15 protein-coding genes and 1 tRNA gene are annotated in these 16,547 nt (G+C 46.0%); 10 read left to right on the top strand and 6 right to left on the bottom strand.

Annotated elements, in window-relative coordinates; translation table 11 throughout:
* Positions 1 to 42: 42 nt before the first annotated feature.
* From C4F40_RS14495 to C4F40_RS14485, 3 genes are all read left to right on the top strand, one after another.
* Positions 43 to 801, top strand: coding sequence for a hypothetical protein (locus tag C4F40_RS14495; protein ID WP_196940096.1), 759 nt, complete (start codon positions 43 to 45; stop codon positions 799 to 801).
* A gap of 11 nt (positions 802 to 812) precedes the next feature.
* Complete coding sequence (gene ytxJ, locus C4F40_RS14490; RefSeq protein WP_196940095.1) at positions 813 to 1,139, top strand: bacillithiol system redox-active protein YtxJ; 327 nt, start codon at positions 813 to 815, stop codon at positions 1,137 to 1,139.
* A gap of 63 nt (positions 1,140 to 1,202) precedes the next feature.
* Positions 1,203 to 1,274 (top strand) — tRNA-Glu (locus tag C4F40_RS14485).
* Positions 1,275 to 1,553: 279 nt separating this feature from the next.
* Here C4F40_RS14485 and C4F40_RS14480 read toward each other — a convergent pair.
* A complete protein-coding gene (locus tag C4F40_RS14480; RefSeq protein ID WP_196940094.1) occupies positions 1,554 to 3,983 on the bottom strand; it encodes a TonB-dependent receptor in 2,430 nt (809 codons plus the stop codon).
* A gap of 207 nt (positions 3,984 to 4,190) precedes the next feature.
* On the bottom strand, positions 4,191 to 4,892 hold the full coding sequence (locus tag C4F40_RS14475; protein ID WP_196940093.1) for a carboxypeptidase-like regulatory domain-containing protein: 702 nt from the start codon (positions 4,890 to 4,892) through the stop codon (positions 4,191 to 4,193).
* 240 nt (positions 4,893 to 5,132) lie between these two features.
* On the opposite strand from C4F40_RS14475, the gene C4F40_RS14470 reads away from it, so the two are divergent.
* The 3 genes from C4F40_RS14470 (at position 5,133) to C4F40_RS14460 (ending at position 7,498) form a co-directional block, all read left to right on the top strand.
* Complete coding sequence (locus C4F40_RS14470; RefSeq protein ID WP_196940092.1) at positions 5,133 to 5,648, top strand: hypothetical protein; 516 nt, start codon at positions 5,133 to 5,135, stop codon at positions 5,646 to 5,648.
* A gap of 300 nt (positions 5,649 to 5,948) precedes the next feature.
* Positions 5,949 to 7,079 carry a hypothetical protein gene (locus tag C4F40_RS14465; RefSeq protein WP_196940091.1) on the top strand — a complete coding sequence of 377 codons (1,131 nt, stop codon included), beginning with the start codon at positions 5,949 to 5,951 and terminating at the stop codon, positions 7,077 to 7,079.
* A gap of 20 nt (positions 7,080 to 7,099) precedes the next feature.
* On the top strand, positions 7,100 to 7,498 hold the full coding sequence (locus tag C4F40_RS14460; protein ID WP_196940090.1) for a nuclear transport factor 2 family protein: 399 nt from the start codon (positions 7,100 to 7,102) through the stop codon (positions 7,496 to 7,498).
* A gap of 71 nt (positions 7,499 to 7,569) precedes the next feature.
* On the opposite strand, the gene C4F40_RS14455 is transcribed toward C4F40_RS14460, so the two are convergent.
* The 3 genes from C4F40_RS14455 to C4F40_RS14445 form a co-directional block, all read right to left on the bottom strand.
* A complete protein-coding gene (locus C4F40_RS14455) occupies positions 7,570 to 8,199 on the bottom strand; it encodes a response regulator (RefSeq protein ID WP_196940089.1) in 630 nt (209 codons plus the stop codon).
* 76 nt (positions 8,200 to 8,275) lie between these two features.
* Positions 8,276 to 10,216 (bottom strand): tetratricopeptide repeat-containing sensor histidine kinase, encoded by a 1,941-nt coding sequence (locus C4F40_RS14450; RefSeq protein ID WP_196940088.1) that lies wholly within the window; start codon positions 10,214 to 10,216, stop codon positions 8,276 to 8,278.
* Between the two features lie 71 nt (positions 10,217 to 10,287).
* A complete protein-coding gene (locus C4F40_RS14445) occupies positions 10,288 to 10,782 on the bottom strand; it encodes a hypothetical protein (protein ID WP_196940087.1) in 495 nt (164 codons plus the stop codon).
* Positions 10,783 to 11,029: 247 nt separating this feature from the next.
* On the opposite strand from C4F40_RS14445, the gene C4F40_RS14440 reads away from it, so the two are divergent.
* Positions 11,030 to 11,719 carry a LytR/AlgR family response regulator transcription factor gene (locus C4F40_RS14440; protein ID WP_196940086.1) on the top strand — a complete coding sequence of 230 codons (690 nt, stop codon included), beginning with the start codon at positions 11,030 to 11,032 and terminating at the stop codon, positions 11,717 to 11,719.
* A 67-nt stretch (positions 11,720 to 11,786) separates the two neighbouring features.
* Here C4F40_RS14440 and C4F40_RS14435 read toward each other — a convergent pair whose 3' ends face one another.
* Entirely contained in the window at positions 11,787 to 13,109 is a 1,323-nt protein-coding gene (locus C4F40_RS14435) for a hypothetical protein (RefSeq protein WP_196940085.1), read from the bottom strand.
* Positions 13,110 to 13,328: 219 nt separating this feature from the next.
* On the opposite strand from C4F40_RS14435, the gene C4F40_RS14430 reads away from it, so the two are divergent.
* The 3 genes from C4F40_RS14430 to C4F40_RS14420 all read left to right on the top strand — a co-directional run bounded on the left by C4F40_RS14430 (position 13,329) and on the right by C4F40_RS14420 (position 16,384).
* On the top strand, positions 13,329 to 14,666 hold the full coding sequence (locus C4F40_RS14430) for an OmpA family protein (RefSeq protein ID WP_196940084.1): 1,338 nt from the start codon (positions 13,329 to 13,331) through the stop codon (positions 14,664 to 14,666).
* A gap of 214 nt (positions 14,667 to 14,880) precedes the next feature.
* Positions 14,881 to 15,480 (top strand): hypothetical protein, encoded by a 600-nt coding sequence (locus C4F40_RS14425; protein WP_196940083.1) that lies wholly within the window; start codon positions 14,881 to 14,883, stop codon positions 15,478 to 15,480.
* Positions 15,467 to 16,384 (top strand): phosphate/phosphite/phosphonate ABC transporter substrate-binding protein, encoded by a 918-nt coding sequence (locus C4F40_RS14420; protein WP_196940082.1) that lies wholly within the window; start codon positions 15,467 to 15,469, stop codon positions 16,382 to 16,384. Before C4F40_RS14425 ends, C4F40_RS14420 begins: the two co-directional genes overlap by 14 nt.
* The last annotated feature ends 163 nt before the right edge of the window (positions 16,385 to 16,547 follow it).

Below are 16,547 nucleotides of genomic sequence, written 5' to 3'. Positions count from 1 at the left end.
AGGACACGATAATAAAGTCACATCGTAGGTCACAAATCCTTGATGGAAAATATATTCCAGAATATGAATTACCTTAAAATCATGTCGGTATTGTTCGTCTTATTTACGGAACAAGCTACGCACTTAATCGCCCAAGAAAACATCGGTCTATCGTCGGTATGGGAAGGTATAGGAGGTAAATCAAAATGGGAATCCACAAGATTTATTCTTTTCACTTCTCAAGGCAATGAGATCACAAAGCACTTATCGGCAGAAAGAACATTTTTGATCGACAAATCTAACGGCCGCTGCAGATTTGAAGGTAAAACCATATCTAATTATAATATAGTTTTACTGTTCAATTATAAAAGCAAACAACTGGATAAGCTGTATCTAAATGGAGTAGAGACCAAAGATTCTAAAACGCTTACATCATCTCATTTACAGGAAATAATTGGGCAATTTTTCGAAGATGCGAAATTATTATTTTTACCGTCATCTTTTGATCAGGCTAGTACAACGGCCGGTGCTCCTGCCCAAAAGATAATAAATGCGGAGAAAATCACCATATTCCCAATTTCAAGTGCGCAGCTGTTTGACGGATCCACGTATAGCGGAAAAATAACATTAAATATCACCGGCCAGATCATTCAGTCGGAGACCAACCAAAACACGTATATCATTAGTGGATATAAGGATGTGGGCGGAGGACTAAATCTTCCCACCGTTTTTAAAAATGCCATTTCGCCTTCAAAAGATTGCACATTCAGTACAGTTGCTGCATTTACAGACATGGAAGAGGGCAAATTCACCACGTTATAATTACAACAACCATGAATTGGATTACACTTTCCACAGCAGATCAATTGGATGCAATCTATACCAGCAATGAAATTGTGGTATTATTTAAGCACAGTACCCGATGTCCGGTGAGTAGTATGGCAAAAAGAAGCTTAGAATTTGACAAGGAATTAATCCCAGAGGGAGCAAAATTTTATTATTTGGATTTGATTGCTAATCGTTCTCTATCCAATAAAATTGCAGAATTATGGGACGTACGGCACGAATCTCCTCAAATATTGATTGTAAAAGGCGAAATATGCCTGTACAACGCTTCTCATCAAGACATCGAAATGCGTGAATTGATTAATTTTTTATAAAAACTTAAATTAATTTTTGAATACTATTTTTTAAACTCTATATTTGCACACCGAAACAATAATGGCCCGTTCGTCTAGGGGTTAGGACGTTAGATTTTCATTCTAGAAACAGGGGTTCGATTCCCCTACGGGCTACAGAAAGGCTCTAAAGAGGCATATTCCAGATTCAATTCGGGTATGCCTTTTTCTTTTTTCCTATAACCTGCTTTAAATAAGCAATATAGGATAATATCAGATTTATCCTTGGGGCTCGACATTTATCCATTTTAGGTATACACTTTCCACATAAAGGTCATTATAAAATTTCATGCATATATGATCAGGTAACTATTTTCAAAAAAAACATTTTCTTAAACGTGTAAACCTTTCTGTGCCTTAAGCGTTCATTTCATGACTGTTACAATGTTGCGCAATTCATCCTGTTCGTTGCTGTTCGCTCTGCGCACCTCCGCCTTGATAATTACGATCATTCTTAGTGCCTTTGGTAAACCTGTAACGCAAGGACAAGTTGACGAATCTGGTATCACGCACGGTAGAAAACGTTGCATAAGCACCTCCTAGATAGCCAATATCCCCGGCATTTATATCACTGTGCAGGAGGTCAGTTATGGCCAAGTTGAAGGAGCAGATGCTGTTCATTTTAAAATTTATGGCAGTATTTGCTCTAATCCGCTCCTTCATGGTAAATTGAGCGAACTTCTGGCTCCCCTGATACTCTCCATCCACCTGAAAACTCCATCTTTCGGAAAGTTTATAAGTGATCGTTGGTCGGACAAGGCGATACGTTCCCCTTGTGTCCATATTCTGTCCAAAGATCTCACTTTTGGTATTTATTGAATGGATGGCAGCATGGCAATTCAGGGTCAGTCCCTTTAGCGGAACGTAGGAGAGGTTGAGCGTGGCGCTCATTGTCGTCGATAAGCCCAGATTGTCCTGCTGACTGTAATATACTCCGTCCTGGATCCTTATGGTCTCGCTCATCAGATCGCTTACCTTTCCATAGGCCAAAGTAAGATCCAGCAACGGCTGGAAATTGTATGCCAGCTCTGCCTGCTGTATGTATGAGGGCTTGAGATAAGGGGTTCCTATATAGTAAGTGTACTTGTCGAATGGTGTTACAAAAGGGTTCAGCCAGGCATAATGGGGCCGATCGACTCGTCTTCCGTAATTCATGCTTACAGCGTGTTTACTTTCACCGGATGGTCTGTACTGCAGATAAAGGGTCGGAAAAAAATCCATGTTCCGTCTGTTGAAAGAAGAATCGGGTTGAGATCCATTTCCCAATTGGTGTCCCCCGGAAATCGTTCCTTCAAAACGGAGCCCTGCCTGGTAGTTCCAGTTGCCATACTTTCCGTCCATGTTCACATAGGCTGCATGAATCGATTCCCGAAACCGGAAATGGTTCGTCTTTTCAAGGTCGACGATCAACTTTTCCTCAAGTATCCTATAGAAGTCCGCATCGTTATCGGTCATGGTCCTACTGCTCTTGAGACCCGTGGATACCCTCAGAGCGTTTCCAACGGGATGGATAAGATCAGCCTTCACGGAATAGATACGGATATCATTCGGTACCTTGCCGAATTGTGACTCTAGAGCTATGGGTTCGCCACTCGATAGATAGGTGGTATTATCGAAATACTGTTCATTGTTTCCGTTGTAGACAAGGTAATCGAGGTCTACGGTAAGCTTCTGCTCGGAACCAGGCTTTTTATAGCGGTAATTGAAGTTTGTACCCAAGTTCGAAAAAGTGCGATCTTCCCTATTGTTTGCCTGCAGGATAGAATCCAGGATTTCAGACGATGTCATAAACCAGCTCTCGACATAAGATTCAAGTACTATGGGGGATGATTGTAGGCTCAGGTTGATGCCAAAGGTGTTGCTTTCGTCCAAAAAATAGTCAGTCCCAAGCCTTCCTCCGATCGATATCCCTTTTCTCCTTATCCAGGTATTTTGGGAAAATATCGGTGACATTACTACCTGTCCATCACCGAATTCCCTGAGGATATCAAGATCTGTATAAGTATTTGTCGTTGAAAGAGAGGAGCTTGCTGCCATAGCCCATTTTTCTCTATTTATGGCTATATCGGCGCTGTTGATCGTCCGTCCATATCTGCCCTGCTGATAGGCTAGGCTCGCACCTCCGTGTACTCCCCTGGAACGATAACGTTTTGTATGGAGCACGATGATGCCTCCGTTTCCTGCAGCGTCATAATTTGATGGCGGGTTGGTCATCAGTTCGATCCGGTCAATTTGTGCTAGGGGGATGCTGCGGAGATATCCCTTTAGCTCCTCCCCTGTCAGGTAGGCTGGTCGATCGTCAACATATACCGATACCCCTGCCTTTCCCGAAAGACGGATGTTACCGCTCCGGTCGAGCTGTACTCCTGGAGACTTTTCGAGTGCTTCAAATGCGGTTCCACCGATACCAGTAAGCATAACATCTGGGGTGATTACTGTTCTGTCGGAACGTTTCTCGATATAGGGACGTTCTGCGGTCACGGAAACCTCCTCTAAATTGCTCGATTTCGGAACCATTAGTACATCCAGTTCGACAGTTGAGTTGGCTCCTATCCCAATTGAGTCTTTGGACCAGGTTTCAAAACCGATCAGGGACACCCGAACCCGATAGAACCGATCAATGGCCAGGTCCTTAAATATAAACAGTCCAGAAGAATCTGAACTGACCGATCCGACGTGGCTCTTATCATCCTGCCAGTGTATATTTATAGTAGCCGCTTGCAGTGGTTTGCCCTGAATATCAGTTACCCTACCACAGACCTGCTGTCCTAGACCCATTACGCACCGGAGGAACAGTAAAAAAAATAATGTATATGCTCTTTTCACGAAATATTGATTTGTTAACATCAATCCGAAAGGTACGAAGATTGTCAAGTTTGTTGACAGGGTGTCCGACGAACGTCAGTTATTACCGATAAATCCATCCTCGGAACAATGAATGATCCAATGGGTCGATCTCTTTTTCACCGATCAGCCTGGAGGGAAGTCCCATTGTGAGCGCTGGAGTTACGACAATGCTAATTTTTTTTTAGATCACCGATTAAATTCCAGCTTAAAACAATTATCACACTGCGCATCGATCTGTGGCTCAAAGTCTAAGATCAGTTCTTTAACAAACACATCCTCGCTGTTCCACCTCCTTAGTTTAAGGGACTCCTCGCCGTACCGTGCGCTCATTTTATAACGTCCGATCGGGACATCCAAAACCTGGATTCCGTCGTTAGCATATCGTATTAACGTCTGTCCCGGGGAACCATCGATGAGATTACCCTCAGGGATGAGCGTGAACTGTATATCTTCTGTGTCCAGATAGACTCCCGGAAAGTGATCGACCGTTATTGTCCCGCCATAATGCCCAGTTAAAGGCTGAGCCTTCTGCCCGGTAAGCTTCCATGTGAAATTACGGATAGCACCCTCTGAACCGAACCCTGTTGGATCATCCGGATGGAGGTAGCATTGATAGGTCTTTCCATTGAAAGGTATTCGATGGATTGCAAAAGCATACCAAGCCCCGGTTTTTGGCAGAGCCAAACTGTAGGTTCCGTTGGAACCGGTTTTAGTGGATATGTTGCTGTTAAAGAATATGCTGTTGTCCACGACTATCTGCACCTGTTGAATCGGTATTCCTGACTGATCCTTGACGGTTCCGCTTACTTTTCCGATGTCTTCTGGAGTTGTGTCCTTTTTGCTGCACCCCAGTGCCAAAGCCCAAAATAAAAGATAAAAAATTCTCATGGTAGCAAAAATAAGGTTACTGATAACTGCTTTTTAGGGTAGTATTTCCCAAAGACGCATCTCAGTACTATTACCTACCGGTCAGACAGCAGGAAAAGGATCGGCTTCAGGAGGTACGTAATTTGCAGGTTGGGTAGTAGTACGTATTTCAAGGACATCGAATCGGGATACCTTTGCCAAGCCCAATACGGTACTCTGTAAATGGCAACGGGAAATTGTAAATGATAAATAATTTTATATATGAATACTTTAAAAACAATAGGGGCGGTAGCCATCATACTGCTGATGGGCAGTAACGGTTCTTTTGCACAGTCTTTCAAGCACGGGGACAAATTTTTAAATGCCGGTATCGGGATTGGTGGCGGTCTGGGCATTCCTTTTGGGGTAAGTTATGAACAGGCTCTTTCTGACCGTATCAGCGTGGGCGGGTATCTTGCCTACTCCAGAAAAAAAGAACGTTGGAATGAATACGGTGAATGGAAATATAGCTATATCCTGGCAGCGGCAAGGGGATCCTACCACCTCAAGGTAAATTCAGATAGGTTAGATCCGTATGGAGGCGCCATGCTCGGTTATAACGTGGCGTCCGTTAAGTGGTCAGGGGAAGGATCTGAACCTGTTTCGGCATCAGCAGGGGGATTGATGTGGGGTTTACATATCGGAACCAGATACTGGGCTTCAGAAAAGGTGGGCGCATTTGCAGAGATCGGTTATGGCGCCACGGTATTGAATGTGGGCGTTGCCTTTAGGCTCTAAATATTCTGGTCGGGAACAAGACTTTTTAAAGGCGGTAGATCTGAACAAAATATTGAACTTATGAATTCAAAAACATTTGACACGGGACTAACACAACTGCACTACAAACGAAAGAGATAATTTGAAACGACAAAAGCCGAGAGAAAGCCCGAACCGCTAACAGCGTATATAACTTATGCCGGGGAAGTGATAAATTCAAGATTTGTGCTTTTAAGTAAGCTTGTTTCAAGCCGACAGGAAAGAGCTTCAAAGCCGCCATAAGTCATGAGAATCGCAGGATAGAGTTTATCAAGAGATGATATGTTACAGAAGACGATAGTTATTTTTTCAGCGATCATACTGATCGGATGTGGCAGAAAGGAACCTGTACCACAACACGAAGAAGGGTTAAAGGTCGATGTGTTAGGGTTTGCTAGTACTAGAACAACCTCTAACGGTATCCCTACCATTTGGACGGCAGACGGCGCGAGCAATACTACTTTTATCCCCCTGAACCACGATAAAATCGCGCTAAGCGGTGCCCATGAACTCCAGACGGGCGGTGGCCGCAATTTGGTCTATTTTGGTACGGAACTCATAGCGGGAACGGCCCGGATCGTTCTGTTTACCTATGAGGGGAAAAAAGTGCTCTCCGAGGAGGTGGGCCTTACGCTCATGACGGACCGGCAGGAACACCTCTATGCCCATCATACGGATGGTCAGGGGAACCTGTATCTTCACTCCATCTGCCAGACAACGGGATATCGAAGCATCAGTTACGTATATAAGATTGATAATCTGTTGGGTATTGAAAAACTGGATATGCCCGTGGACACCCCTTTTGCACTCTTTAGCACTACCAATGGCCTGATAATGGTAAAGGCTACCTATTTGCCCGGTGCCATAGAAGTGAGTCTTGGTCACCAGTTTCGGGGGATCGAGAAGATAAGGGTCGATCTGACCGAATATTCCGAACAGTATATACATTCGGCATATCGCAACCACATGAGCAGGTTAGTGTTGGTAGTCAGTGCGATTTGGAAGGAAGATAAAAAGCCAGCGTATTTGCTGGTCAGCATTGATCTCGAGACCAGGAAAGTGATTCGACATGCGCTGATGCTTCCCAAAGAAAACTATCAGTTCGGAAGGGGCATAATGGAAGGCAATGTGCTTTTCGTTCCTGGCTGGGAGAGAAGCACTAACCGTACCTTTTATCTCCGGATCGATACACAGACTGATCTGACCGAGCTGTCGGTGACCAGAACAGAACTTGAGACCGACCCGCTGTTGCGCATCACTCAGGCCCTGTTCCTGCAACGACTGAATGGAGATATTTATGTCGGCGGGGTACAGTTCGGGAGAGGCTGCTATTGGAAGGATCGCAAGTTGATAAGGCTAGAAAGCGAACCCAGTGTCATCCGATCCTATCCGATACAGTTCCTCGCTCATTGAAACTAATACTAAAATATATTATGGAAGAAAAGAATATCGAAATCGTAAAGGAACTCTATAGATCCTTTAAAGAGGGGAATGGCCACAATATTGCCCAACTGCTGTCCCACGGTGTACGCTGGAACCAGATGGTTGGTTTTCCGGGGGGAGGCAGATATGTAGGAATCACTGATGTATTCCAGTGTGTTTTCGCGGGACTGCATTCCCAATGGGTCGATTGGCAGTCCGACACCGTCGCCTTTGTCGCTTGCGACAATACGGTTTTTGTAAAAGGTTACTATTCAGGGACCCATAAGATTTCCCAAAAGACATTCAAAGTACCATTCATGGGTGAATATAAAATAGAAGGAGGAATGATAACCGAATTCAACCAGTTTACCGACACCTACCTTATCGTACAGGCTACCGTCGAGAACTAAGGTAGATAGAGGCAAATATATGCTATCGCCAATATAGGAGTAAATTGGAGGAGTGAAGTAAGCTAACGAACTTAGATGAGGCCACGCATCATGGCTTCTTTTACCAAACCAGCTGGATTCTTGATATTCAGTTTCTGGTTGAGGCTGTGCCGGTGCGATTCCACTGTGCGCACACTAAGAAACAATTTATCTGCGATTTCCTGATTGGAGTATTCGTTAGCAATCAATGACAACACTTCATTTTCCCGCTTGGTCAACTTCACCTCGACAGAGGTACGCCTGCCCAAAATGGTTTGCTGTAGAATAGCTTGTTCGACTTGGCGGTCTAAGAACTGGTTACCTTTATACACCGCGTTGATGGCATTGAGTAAATTTTGCTTATCGGTTCCTTTTAGCAAATATCCCTTCGCCCCATTGCGTATCATCTTTTTTACGTACACCATCTCATCGTGATTAGTGAGCGCTACTATTGGCAGTCCTGGATACTTTTTCAAGATTGCGGTACACAATTCAATACCATTACTATCTGGTAGTTCGATATCCAATATCAAAACATCCGGCAGTTCGATTTCCAGTGCCACTGCCAACTGTTCGCCATTATTGGCTGTGAACAGTATTTGGTAGTCCGATATGCCGCTTAACATATGCGTCAAACCGTTAATAATGAGTGAATGGTCGTCTACAATTCCAATCGTAATCATGCTAGTATTTTTCTAAGTTTTTGCAAATAAAAAGAAAACACAAATATATGTTGTCCGTATCATTACGTAAATCGCGTTATCCGAAAAAGTGCGCAAAGCGGTCAGTGTCGAGCTGTTGTTTTATGCGTGTAGTGTCAATCTCAATATAAATGGATGTCCCTTCTTCTGGAGTAGAATGGATTTCATGGTCAGCCCTCAGCAGCAACATCCGTGAAGATAGGTTTTGTAAGCCTATACCGGTTTTTTTCAATTGCTGGAGGTCAAATCCCTTTCCATTATCTTCGATGGTGATGGATAGGTTGGTTCCGTTCCCCACTAGCTGGACAATACATTCGGTGGCGTCTGCGTGATTTATGGTATTCGTCACCGCTTCCTGAATCACCCGATATAGCATAAGTTCTGATTTTTTTTCCAGTTCCGGTAATTCACCCAACACATAGCATTCCAGTAGTAGTCCCGGGCAATTTACGCGTCGGCAAAACTCTTGGACCGCCTGGGAGAAGCCATCATTAAGTACGGTCTCCGGAGCGAGGTTATGTGAGATGTTTCGGATTTCCTGGACAGCGGTTTCAATCAGTTCGCCGATCAGTGTATCGAGGACTGCGCGGTTGCCGTCGGCGGCGTGTATATGCAGTTTAGCTGCCGACAGAATACTTGCCACCCCGTCATGTAATTCCCGTGCGGTACGCGCCCGTTCGTTTTCTTCACCTTTTAGCTGAGCCTCAAGTAAACGGTTTGCCTGTTCGGACGCAGCTGTTTTTCGTTTCTGCTGACTGATCATTCGGCCGGATACTAGGAGGATGGCCAAGGTGATAACCAAAGCCGTAGCAATTATAATCCACTTGGTCATCCGCTCCAGTTTGCTACGCTGTTCACTTATTTTCAGATCACGTTCTGCCAATGCCTTTTCTTTTTCAGAAGTCTGGTATTTCACCTCAAGTTCTTGTATGGTGCTGTGGGCTTCCTGATTGCGTAGCGAGTCATTGATTTGCTCATACTCTTTCCGTAATCGCAGAGCCTCTTTGTAAAACCCCATTCGTTCCTTAATCTCCGCCCCCGAAAGGTATAGCTCGATGAGCTGCGGTTTGGCGAGTTCATTTTCGGCCAAACGAAAGGCTCGTTGATAATACTTATTTGCAGCGTCGTAGTCCCCTTGATCTTTATACGTTGAGGAAAAACCCATCATGACGTAGACTTCATTGCCAGGTGGGACCCGTTGGAGGAGTCGCTCCGCCTTTTTGAAAGTTTTCTGGGCAAGGTTAAACCGCCGTTGCATGCGGTATATGTCTCCAAGATTGTTGTAAGCTTTCAATTCCATTTGAACATCGTTCTGCGATTGGCTGAAGGCCAGTAACTGTAATCCATGCTGCTCTGCTTCATCCAATCGCTTTGCCATAGCTTCAGCCACGACCACGTTGACCAAGCTTCTGCCCATGGCAAGGGTATCCTTTAGTGTTTCTGCAACTTCATAAGCTTTCAGGGCATACTGTCGTCCCTTTTCGATATCTTTCATATCGAGTAATAAAGAGCTCAGGTTATTGTAGTACTTCCGACGATCCGAAAGGTCCTGTTGTGTCGGACGAACTGTTTGCGACGAGATGTCAAGCGCTTTCATCAGGGCTTCCGCAGCTCGTTGCAATTTCCCTTGTGCTTGGTACTGCAATGACAAATTGTTATGGGCATATCCCATGCGTCGCCGGTCGCCCAACCGGGTACTGACCTCCAGTTGCACACGCGCCATGGCGACGGCTTCCTCAAAACGAACCTGATCATATAGGAATACACAATAATGTCCCGCATACATAAGCATTCCCCGATCGAAATTCAACCGATCGGCTAATTCCCCAGCTCGTTTGAAGTTGTATTCAGCGGCGTCCACGAATCCTTGGCGGTGTTTTTCTCGCGCGGTATCGATAAGCCGATAAACATCTGTGGTATCACGTTGGAGAGCTTGACCGGTAAAATATGTAAGCAACAATAACGCAAACCCGAGGAAGCGAAGTGGTTTTATGGTCATTCTTCGTGTCTATGGTATTATACATAAATATACACATAAAGACGAAAAGAACAATTGAAATGTTACACGCATTAATTTTTTTCCTTAACTTTCAGTGTGGTGCGTACTGTGTGGATGCCCTTCGCTGATGAATGCCGACTGATAAATATAATTTGTGTTGACGATACCGATTCCAGATGCGCATGTACCGGCCGGCTACCATCATATTTTTCCATCACTAGGGTCCGCGTGCTTGGATCATAAGACCACGTCCCCGTCTCTTCCTGCCGTTCTTCATCAATGTCACAACTTTTCGATCCCCGGTCAGTCACGATAGTGCCATCCTCAAGGTACCTGTCGGCGTCGTCGCCTTCGCAGTCCGGCACCAATGCGCGGAGATCCGAGTCGGGCTTTCCATCCGTGTCCAGATCTAAAGCCGGTTCGATAGTTGCAGAAGAGACCGCCCAGTAGTGGTTTCCGAACGGAGAATTAGGGATTTCCCTGATTGGGCTTTTATGCCAAACTGCCGCAATAACCAGATTACTGCCCAGCGCGGCGAATACAAGGTATAGTGTAGATTTCTTCATGTCATTGATACATTTAAATTTTCAGCGTAAAGGTAGGTAGTGGAGGTGTGATGGCTTCCGGGTTGACTACGGAAGAGATGAATACCGTAGTACTACTTAGAATAGTCGAATACCCAAAGCGATTTACGTAGTACTACGTAAAAATGTTTCCCCGCAATAATTCGATGAATTTGGGCAGACTGTTCGGCTACTTTTGTATTATGCCTATAATCACGTAGAGATAGGCCGAAAAACTTAAAAAAATCCAATGAATACCATTTTAATTGCTGACAGTGAATCGGCACACCGCCAACAGATCAGGCGGCATATTGATAGCCATTCTGGATTTCGCGTGATTGGCGAATGTGGAAGCTGCCGTGAGACTGTCCAATATGTCAACGCGCTGGAACCCGACGTACTTTTTCTGGATGTCCAATTGGCGGGCAGTCGCACATTTGAGCTTTTCCAACAGGCCGATCATCTACCAAAGGTTATTTATACCGCTCAGAACGAATCGTATGCCTTGCAAGCATTTAATCACCATGCGCTAGATTACCTGTTAAAACCCTTTGCGGCGGAAAGGCTCGATGCCGCTCTGCAAAAAGTGGTTGACCGAACTGTCACCCCGCCATTCCACGGGACGCATCTTTTCGTGGAAGATGGTGAACGGATGCGACGTATCGCACTGCACAATATTCGATACCTGAAAGCTGCGGGTGACTATACAGTGGTTTACTCAGACAGGGGTGAGTTTGTAAGTTCATCCGGTATCGGATCTATAGAACGAAAACTCGATCCATCCCGGTTTATGCGTGTGCATCGATCGTTTATCGTCAATCTGGAGCACATCGATGCCTGTCACCGGGATATCGGCAGGCTTTTCCTTATTATGGAAAATGGACAGGAAATCCGGGTAGGAAAACATTATCTGCATCAGATCAAATCTTTAATTCTGTAGCTATTGGATATTTCTATATGAACGGCGCGCGTTTGTGTTGGTGGTTCGTGAAGTACTATTATACGCGTCAGTTTCGTTTCATTTTGAAATGAAACTCCACGGTTGTCGGCTCCGGAACCTCGCAGTTTTGTACATTAGCGGGAAAGATTTGGCCCGAAAACGAACCCTCCACGTATTTACCGACAGTGGTTAGCGTTGCCGTTCCATTATAGATATAACCGTTTTCACAGGTGCGATAAAAATTATTGAAAAAGCGTCTGTCTTCACCGATACTTTCTACAAAGTACAGCGTGGCCTCCCCTCCGTCAGTGCCACCAGGGTAGGTGCCGGGGCCGGTACCAAAGCACTGTAGGGTCAGGCTTATTGAAGACTCATCTCCACCTAACCGTATGTATGCATTACCATTGACAAGTTTAGCATCGTTTCCAGTTTGGGATAGATCCTGCTCTACCCCATTCAGTATGAGCTGAACGAAATTTTCGGGTACGAGCCGGATGGTAGTCAATAAAATAAACTTCCCGAACTTACGCCGACCGCCGGGAGCGCTACGGTCGCTGATATAACCGTTCTTGCTTTCCACTTCGACCTGTATTTCTACATCCGTAGCGCTCTCGATGGTTGTCGGGGCTGTGTAAACCGCGTCACCGAGCACCAGCTTCGTGTTGATTTTCGGCGATAGTGATCCAGGACCGGAGATAATCTTCCACCCGCTCACTGTCAAATCCTTAGACAAGCCGATATCGTCCATTGCCGCTAACGGAACACTATCGATGTGGTTTGCCGGCATGAGTTCGCCAAGTATCTGCTCCAGCAACTTCAGGTTGACCGTTTCACCCGCACCTACTGATTCTTTATCTTTCCGTAGCGACAAGAGGTCAAACCACACCCAATCGCTGAAATGTGTCGTTTCAACCGTTAGCAGTCGTTGAGGAGCATCCAGTTCCGTAGAGCTACCACACCATACCCCGTCGCTCCGCTGGAAAGCCACCATGCGTGTTCCAGAATTGCCCTCCGCGTCGAGATCATACAAAAACGAGATTTCAACGGGTTTCTTAAAGTACTTATCCTCCGGGGTCAAGCGGAATGCTGGGCTGGCGGATGTCTCGTCGAATGTATTGCTAATGGGTTGGATGCCGAACGTCGTAAGTTCGTCCACGGCGCCGGGCGGGATCTCCAGTCGTACCATATCCGTGTACAAAAGGACGCCACCATTGGGTCCGATCTCTACCGAAACGGCATCGCCAATAGGCTTTCCTTTGGGTTTAACTACCGGCTCGCCGAAAACGGGGTGAGGTTCTTCAGGTGGTTGCGCGTCCTTATTGCAGGAGACCGCCAGCAAGAGTGGCAACATGAATGCAAATCGATATACCGTTAACTTAATGGAACTCATAGGCTTTTTTATGCAAGTATCGGCGATTACCAATAATTACTTTCGTCTATTTCGACAAACCGCCGATAGCGGCGATAAAATACTGGAAACAGACGATAAGAGGAATCTCAATTTTCATCGAAGCTATGGCCTGTTCATGCCGATAATGTGCCGTTTATCGAAACGAAAGGCGCTACCCCGTTCGATCTGCTAATTTTGAAACATCAATTTCAATATTATATGAAACATATATCGATAAGGGGCTTAATGTTCATGATATCTTTTGCAGCATTTTTCGGTACTGAGCCGCTGGCTGCGCAGTCCATTCTCAGGAAGATCAAGGGGCGCGTAGAGCAGACCGCTACCCAGAAAGTACTGAATGAAACCGACAAGGCCGTCTCCAAAAGCATCGACAAAGCTATCGAATCCGCGACAGCGGAAGGGAATGCTTCGCCAGCTAAAGGCGAGTCGTCGACAGATCAACAACATACCACATCGGGAAATGACATCAACGGACATCAAAAAACATCCATCGAGGCGTTCAGCAAGTATGATTTTATTCCTGGCGACTCGGTATTGTATGTCAACGATTTTTCCGGTGAAGCCATCGGTGAGCTGCCTACCGGATGGAATAGCAATGGTAGCTCGGTAATCGTTAGCCTAGGAGATGTCCCGGGCCAATGGTTGCGCATGGCGCAGCGCACGGTCGTTCTAACGGATAATGAAAAGTCATTTGGACCTGATTTCACCGTCGAGTTCGATATGGTGGTACAAATTGATTTCAAAGGCTGGCTTCCGCCGTCGTTTCAATTTGGTCTGTTGGCATCTGGTACTGAATCCACAACCTCCAACAAGTTGTTGTCCGACCCCAAAGGCGAGAAATCATTTTATGTAGCCGTTTCTCCACTTACGGATGCCGGAAACCTCGCGCTTGAGAGCTACGAAAAGTATTCCCGTTACTTCAACAGTCCGCCCACTAAGAATAAATTGGTGCGCCAATGGTACGGGCGTGTATCACACGTCGCCATACAAGGGCAAAAAGAACGGTTGCGCATCTGGGTGGATGGCGAGAAATTATACGATGTACCGAAAGGCAGCCCCAAAGCGGGCGTATTTAACCAACTGTTTTTCGGGTTGGATAGCAGCCCTTACACAGATGAACAGATTGGCGTATATTTCAGCAACATAAAGATCGCCAAGGGACTGCCCGACACCCGGCATAAGTTGGTGGAAGAAGGCAAGTTCAGCACGACAGGTATTTTGTTTGATACGGGATCGGCGACGATCAAACCAGAATCCGCCGGTGTACTGAAAGCCATTGCCGCGGTACTGGCGCAGCATCCGGATATCCGTGTCCGTATTGTCGGTCATACCGATGCCGTAGGTAACGATAACGTCAACATCGACCTCAGCGGACGCAGAGCAGTGGCGGTGAGCGAGGCGCTGCAAGCCGAATACCAGATTGATGGCGGCCGGCTGGAGACCGATGGAAAGGGCGAGACAGATCCGGTAGCCGACAACCAAACAGCGATGGGCAGGACGCAAAACAGACGGGTAGAATTTATCAAAATACAATAGCAATTCAACAATGAAAAAATGGATATTTTATACAGTAGCCCTTTGGCTCACCGTCGGTTGCAGTAAGGGGGAAGGGCCGGCAGTACCCGATCCGCTGGAAGAAGGAAACGATTGGGATATTGTTATCCCATCCTCGAAAAATAACCCGGGTATTGGGAATACCGACGGCATCCCGGGGGGCGTGCCGTGGCAACTGCCCGAAGGGATAGAAGTGGTGGCGAGACCAAACAAGCCATTCGACCCGGATCTTGGATTGCTTTATGGCAGCATGAATACGTTTTATGCCGATGTGAATTTTGTCAACAATTTGAATGTGAGCGTTACTGTTGAAGTGCCTGGTGGCTTGATTTGCCTGTTTAAGCACGAAGGGCGCACGCAGAACGGCATCCTGACGTCAACGGTACGCGTTCAGGTGCCGCCCTCGTATGTAGAGGTCGGTACGCCCGCAGACACGACTACGGTGTACATCGGCTTGGGCTGTCTCAATGCTTCCATGGCGTTTCCTTGGGAGGAAAACCAGCAGTGGGACACACAGGACTATCCCATCGGCAAAGACATGTATGTACCCAGTGTAGTTACCGATGACCCGAACATCCGCAAGCTATTGGAGCTGCTGAAAGACTACCCGGGCCTACGACTTACGCAACATTACAATCCCTGGGATGTATTTGAGCCCGATTATGAGATGCCGGATTGGCAGGTGATTTATGACATGATACAACATGCCCTGTGGGAAATCACCGATGGACCTGGGTTGACACGGAAGGAGTATCGGGAATTGGTGAAGGCTTTACAACAATATGGTACGGATTAATTATTTACTACTCATCGGGTACTGTTTAGTTGCTACACCACTCGTTGCACAATTGCGCGTGGCGACCTATCGGTATGCGGAGAACAGTCGCGTGGACAACATCCGTCCGATCGCTGATTTATTGGCGGCAGCGACCGGACAGGTAGCAACAGTTGTAAGCTATCCCTCTGTCGGTGAACTTGTGGACGCTATCCAACAAGGCAATGTCGATGTGGCTTTCATCAACACATTCGGATATTTATTGTTAGCAGCAGATTCACTGGCACAGCCAAGCATGGTTCCACTAGTCGTGTGGCAGACTTTGGATGATGCCACCGATGACAACTATCGATGCATATTCATCGCACCTGAAGGAGGGGTTGTTACGAATTCGAATGACGTGGCTCTCAATACTGCTGAACGCTCGCTACTTTTGGTCAGCGAAGGGTCGACATCTGGCAACCTTGTACCACGGATCGCATTATCAGCACTCGGCATTACGCATCCTGAACAGCAATTTAAGTCAATCGCATACGCTGGAACTCATCAGCAAACAGCTAAAAAAATAGCGCTCGGCGAAGCTGATTTAGGTGCTATTGGCAGTATCGCTTACGAAGATTTTATTCGCGACAGCACCAATCGACCAATTAGATTAGTCTGGAGGTCACCTAAAATTCCGTTAGGTCCGGTGTTGGTGAGCAACAGGCTTCCCGATGTGGAACGAGAGCAAATTGCGAACGTACTTATTCGATTGCACAGCAATCATCCCGAAGCCTTCAAAATCGCTAAAAATGGGTGGTCAGAAGCCCAGCATGCGGAAAGTTATAGGCGTGTGAAAAGTGATTATCTTTATCGGTTGATTCAGCAGTTCGGCGATGCCACTGAACTCAATCGTATCGTTAGGGCATTTTTGAATAAGAACTAATATAATTCCTAAAAAAATGACAAGAACCTATCCTCTAGCCAAGCGTTTCAGATATGTTATACAAAACGGGACTTTGGTTTCGAATACAAATTATCAAGATCAGCTAATAGACATGCCTTTAGAATTACATAGTATATGGCATATATCGATAAAATCCACTATC

The sequence above is a fragment of the Sphingobacterium pedocola genome (assembly GCF_015209965.1).
GTDB classification, from domain to species: domain Bacteria; phylum Bacteroidota; class Bacteroidia; order Sphingobacteriales; family Sphingobacteriaceae; genus Sphingobacterium; species Sphingobacterium pedocola.
This window is presented reverse-complemented; position numbering and strand designations above follow the sequence as displayed.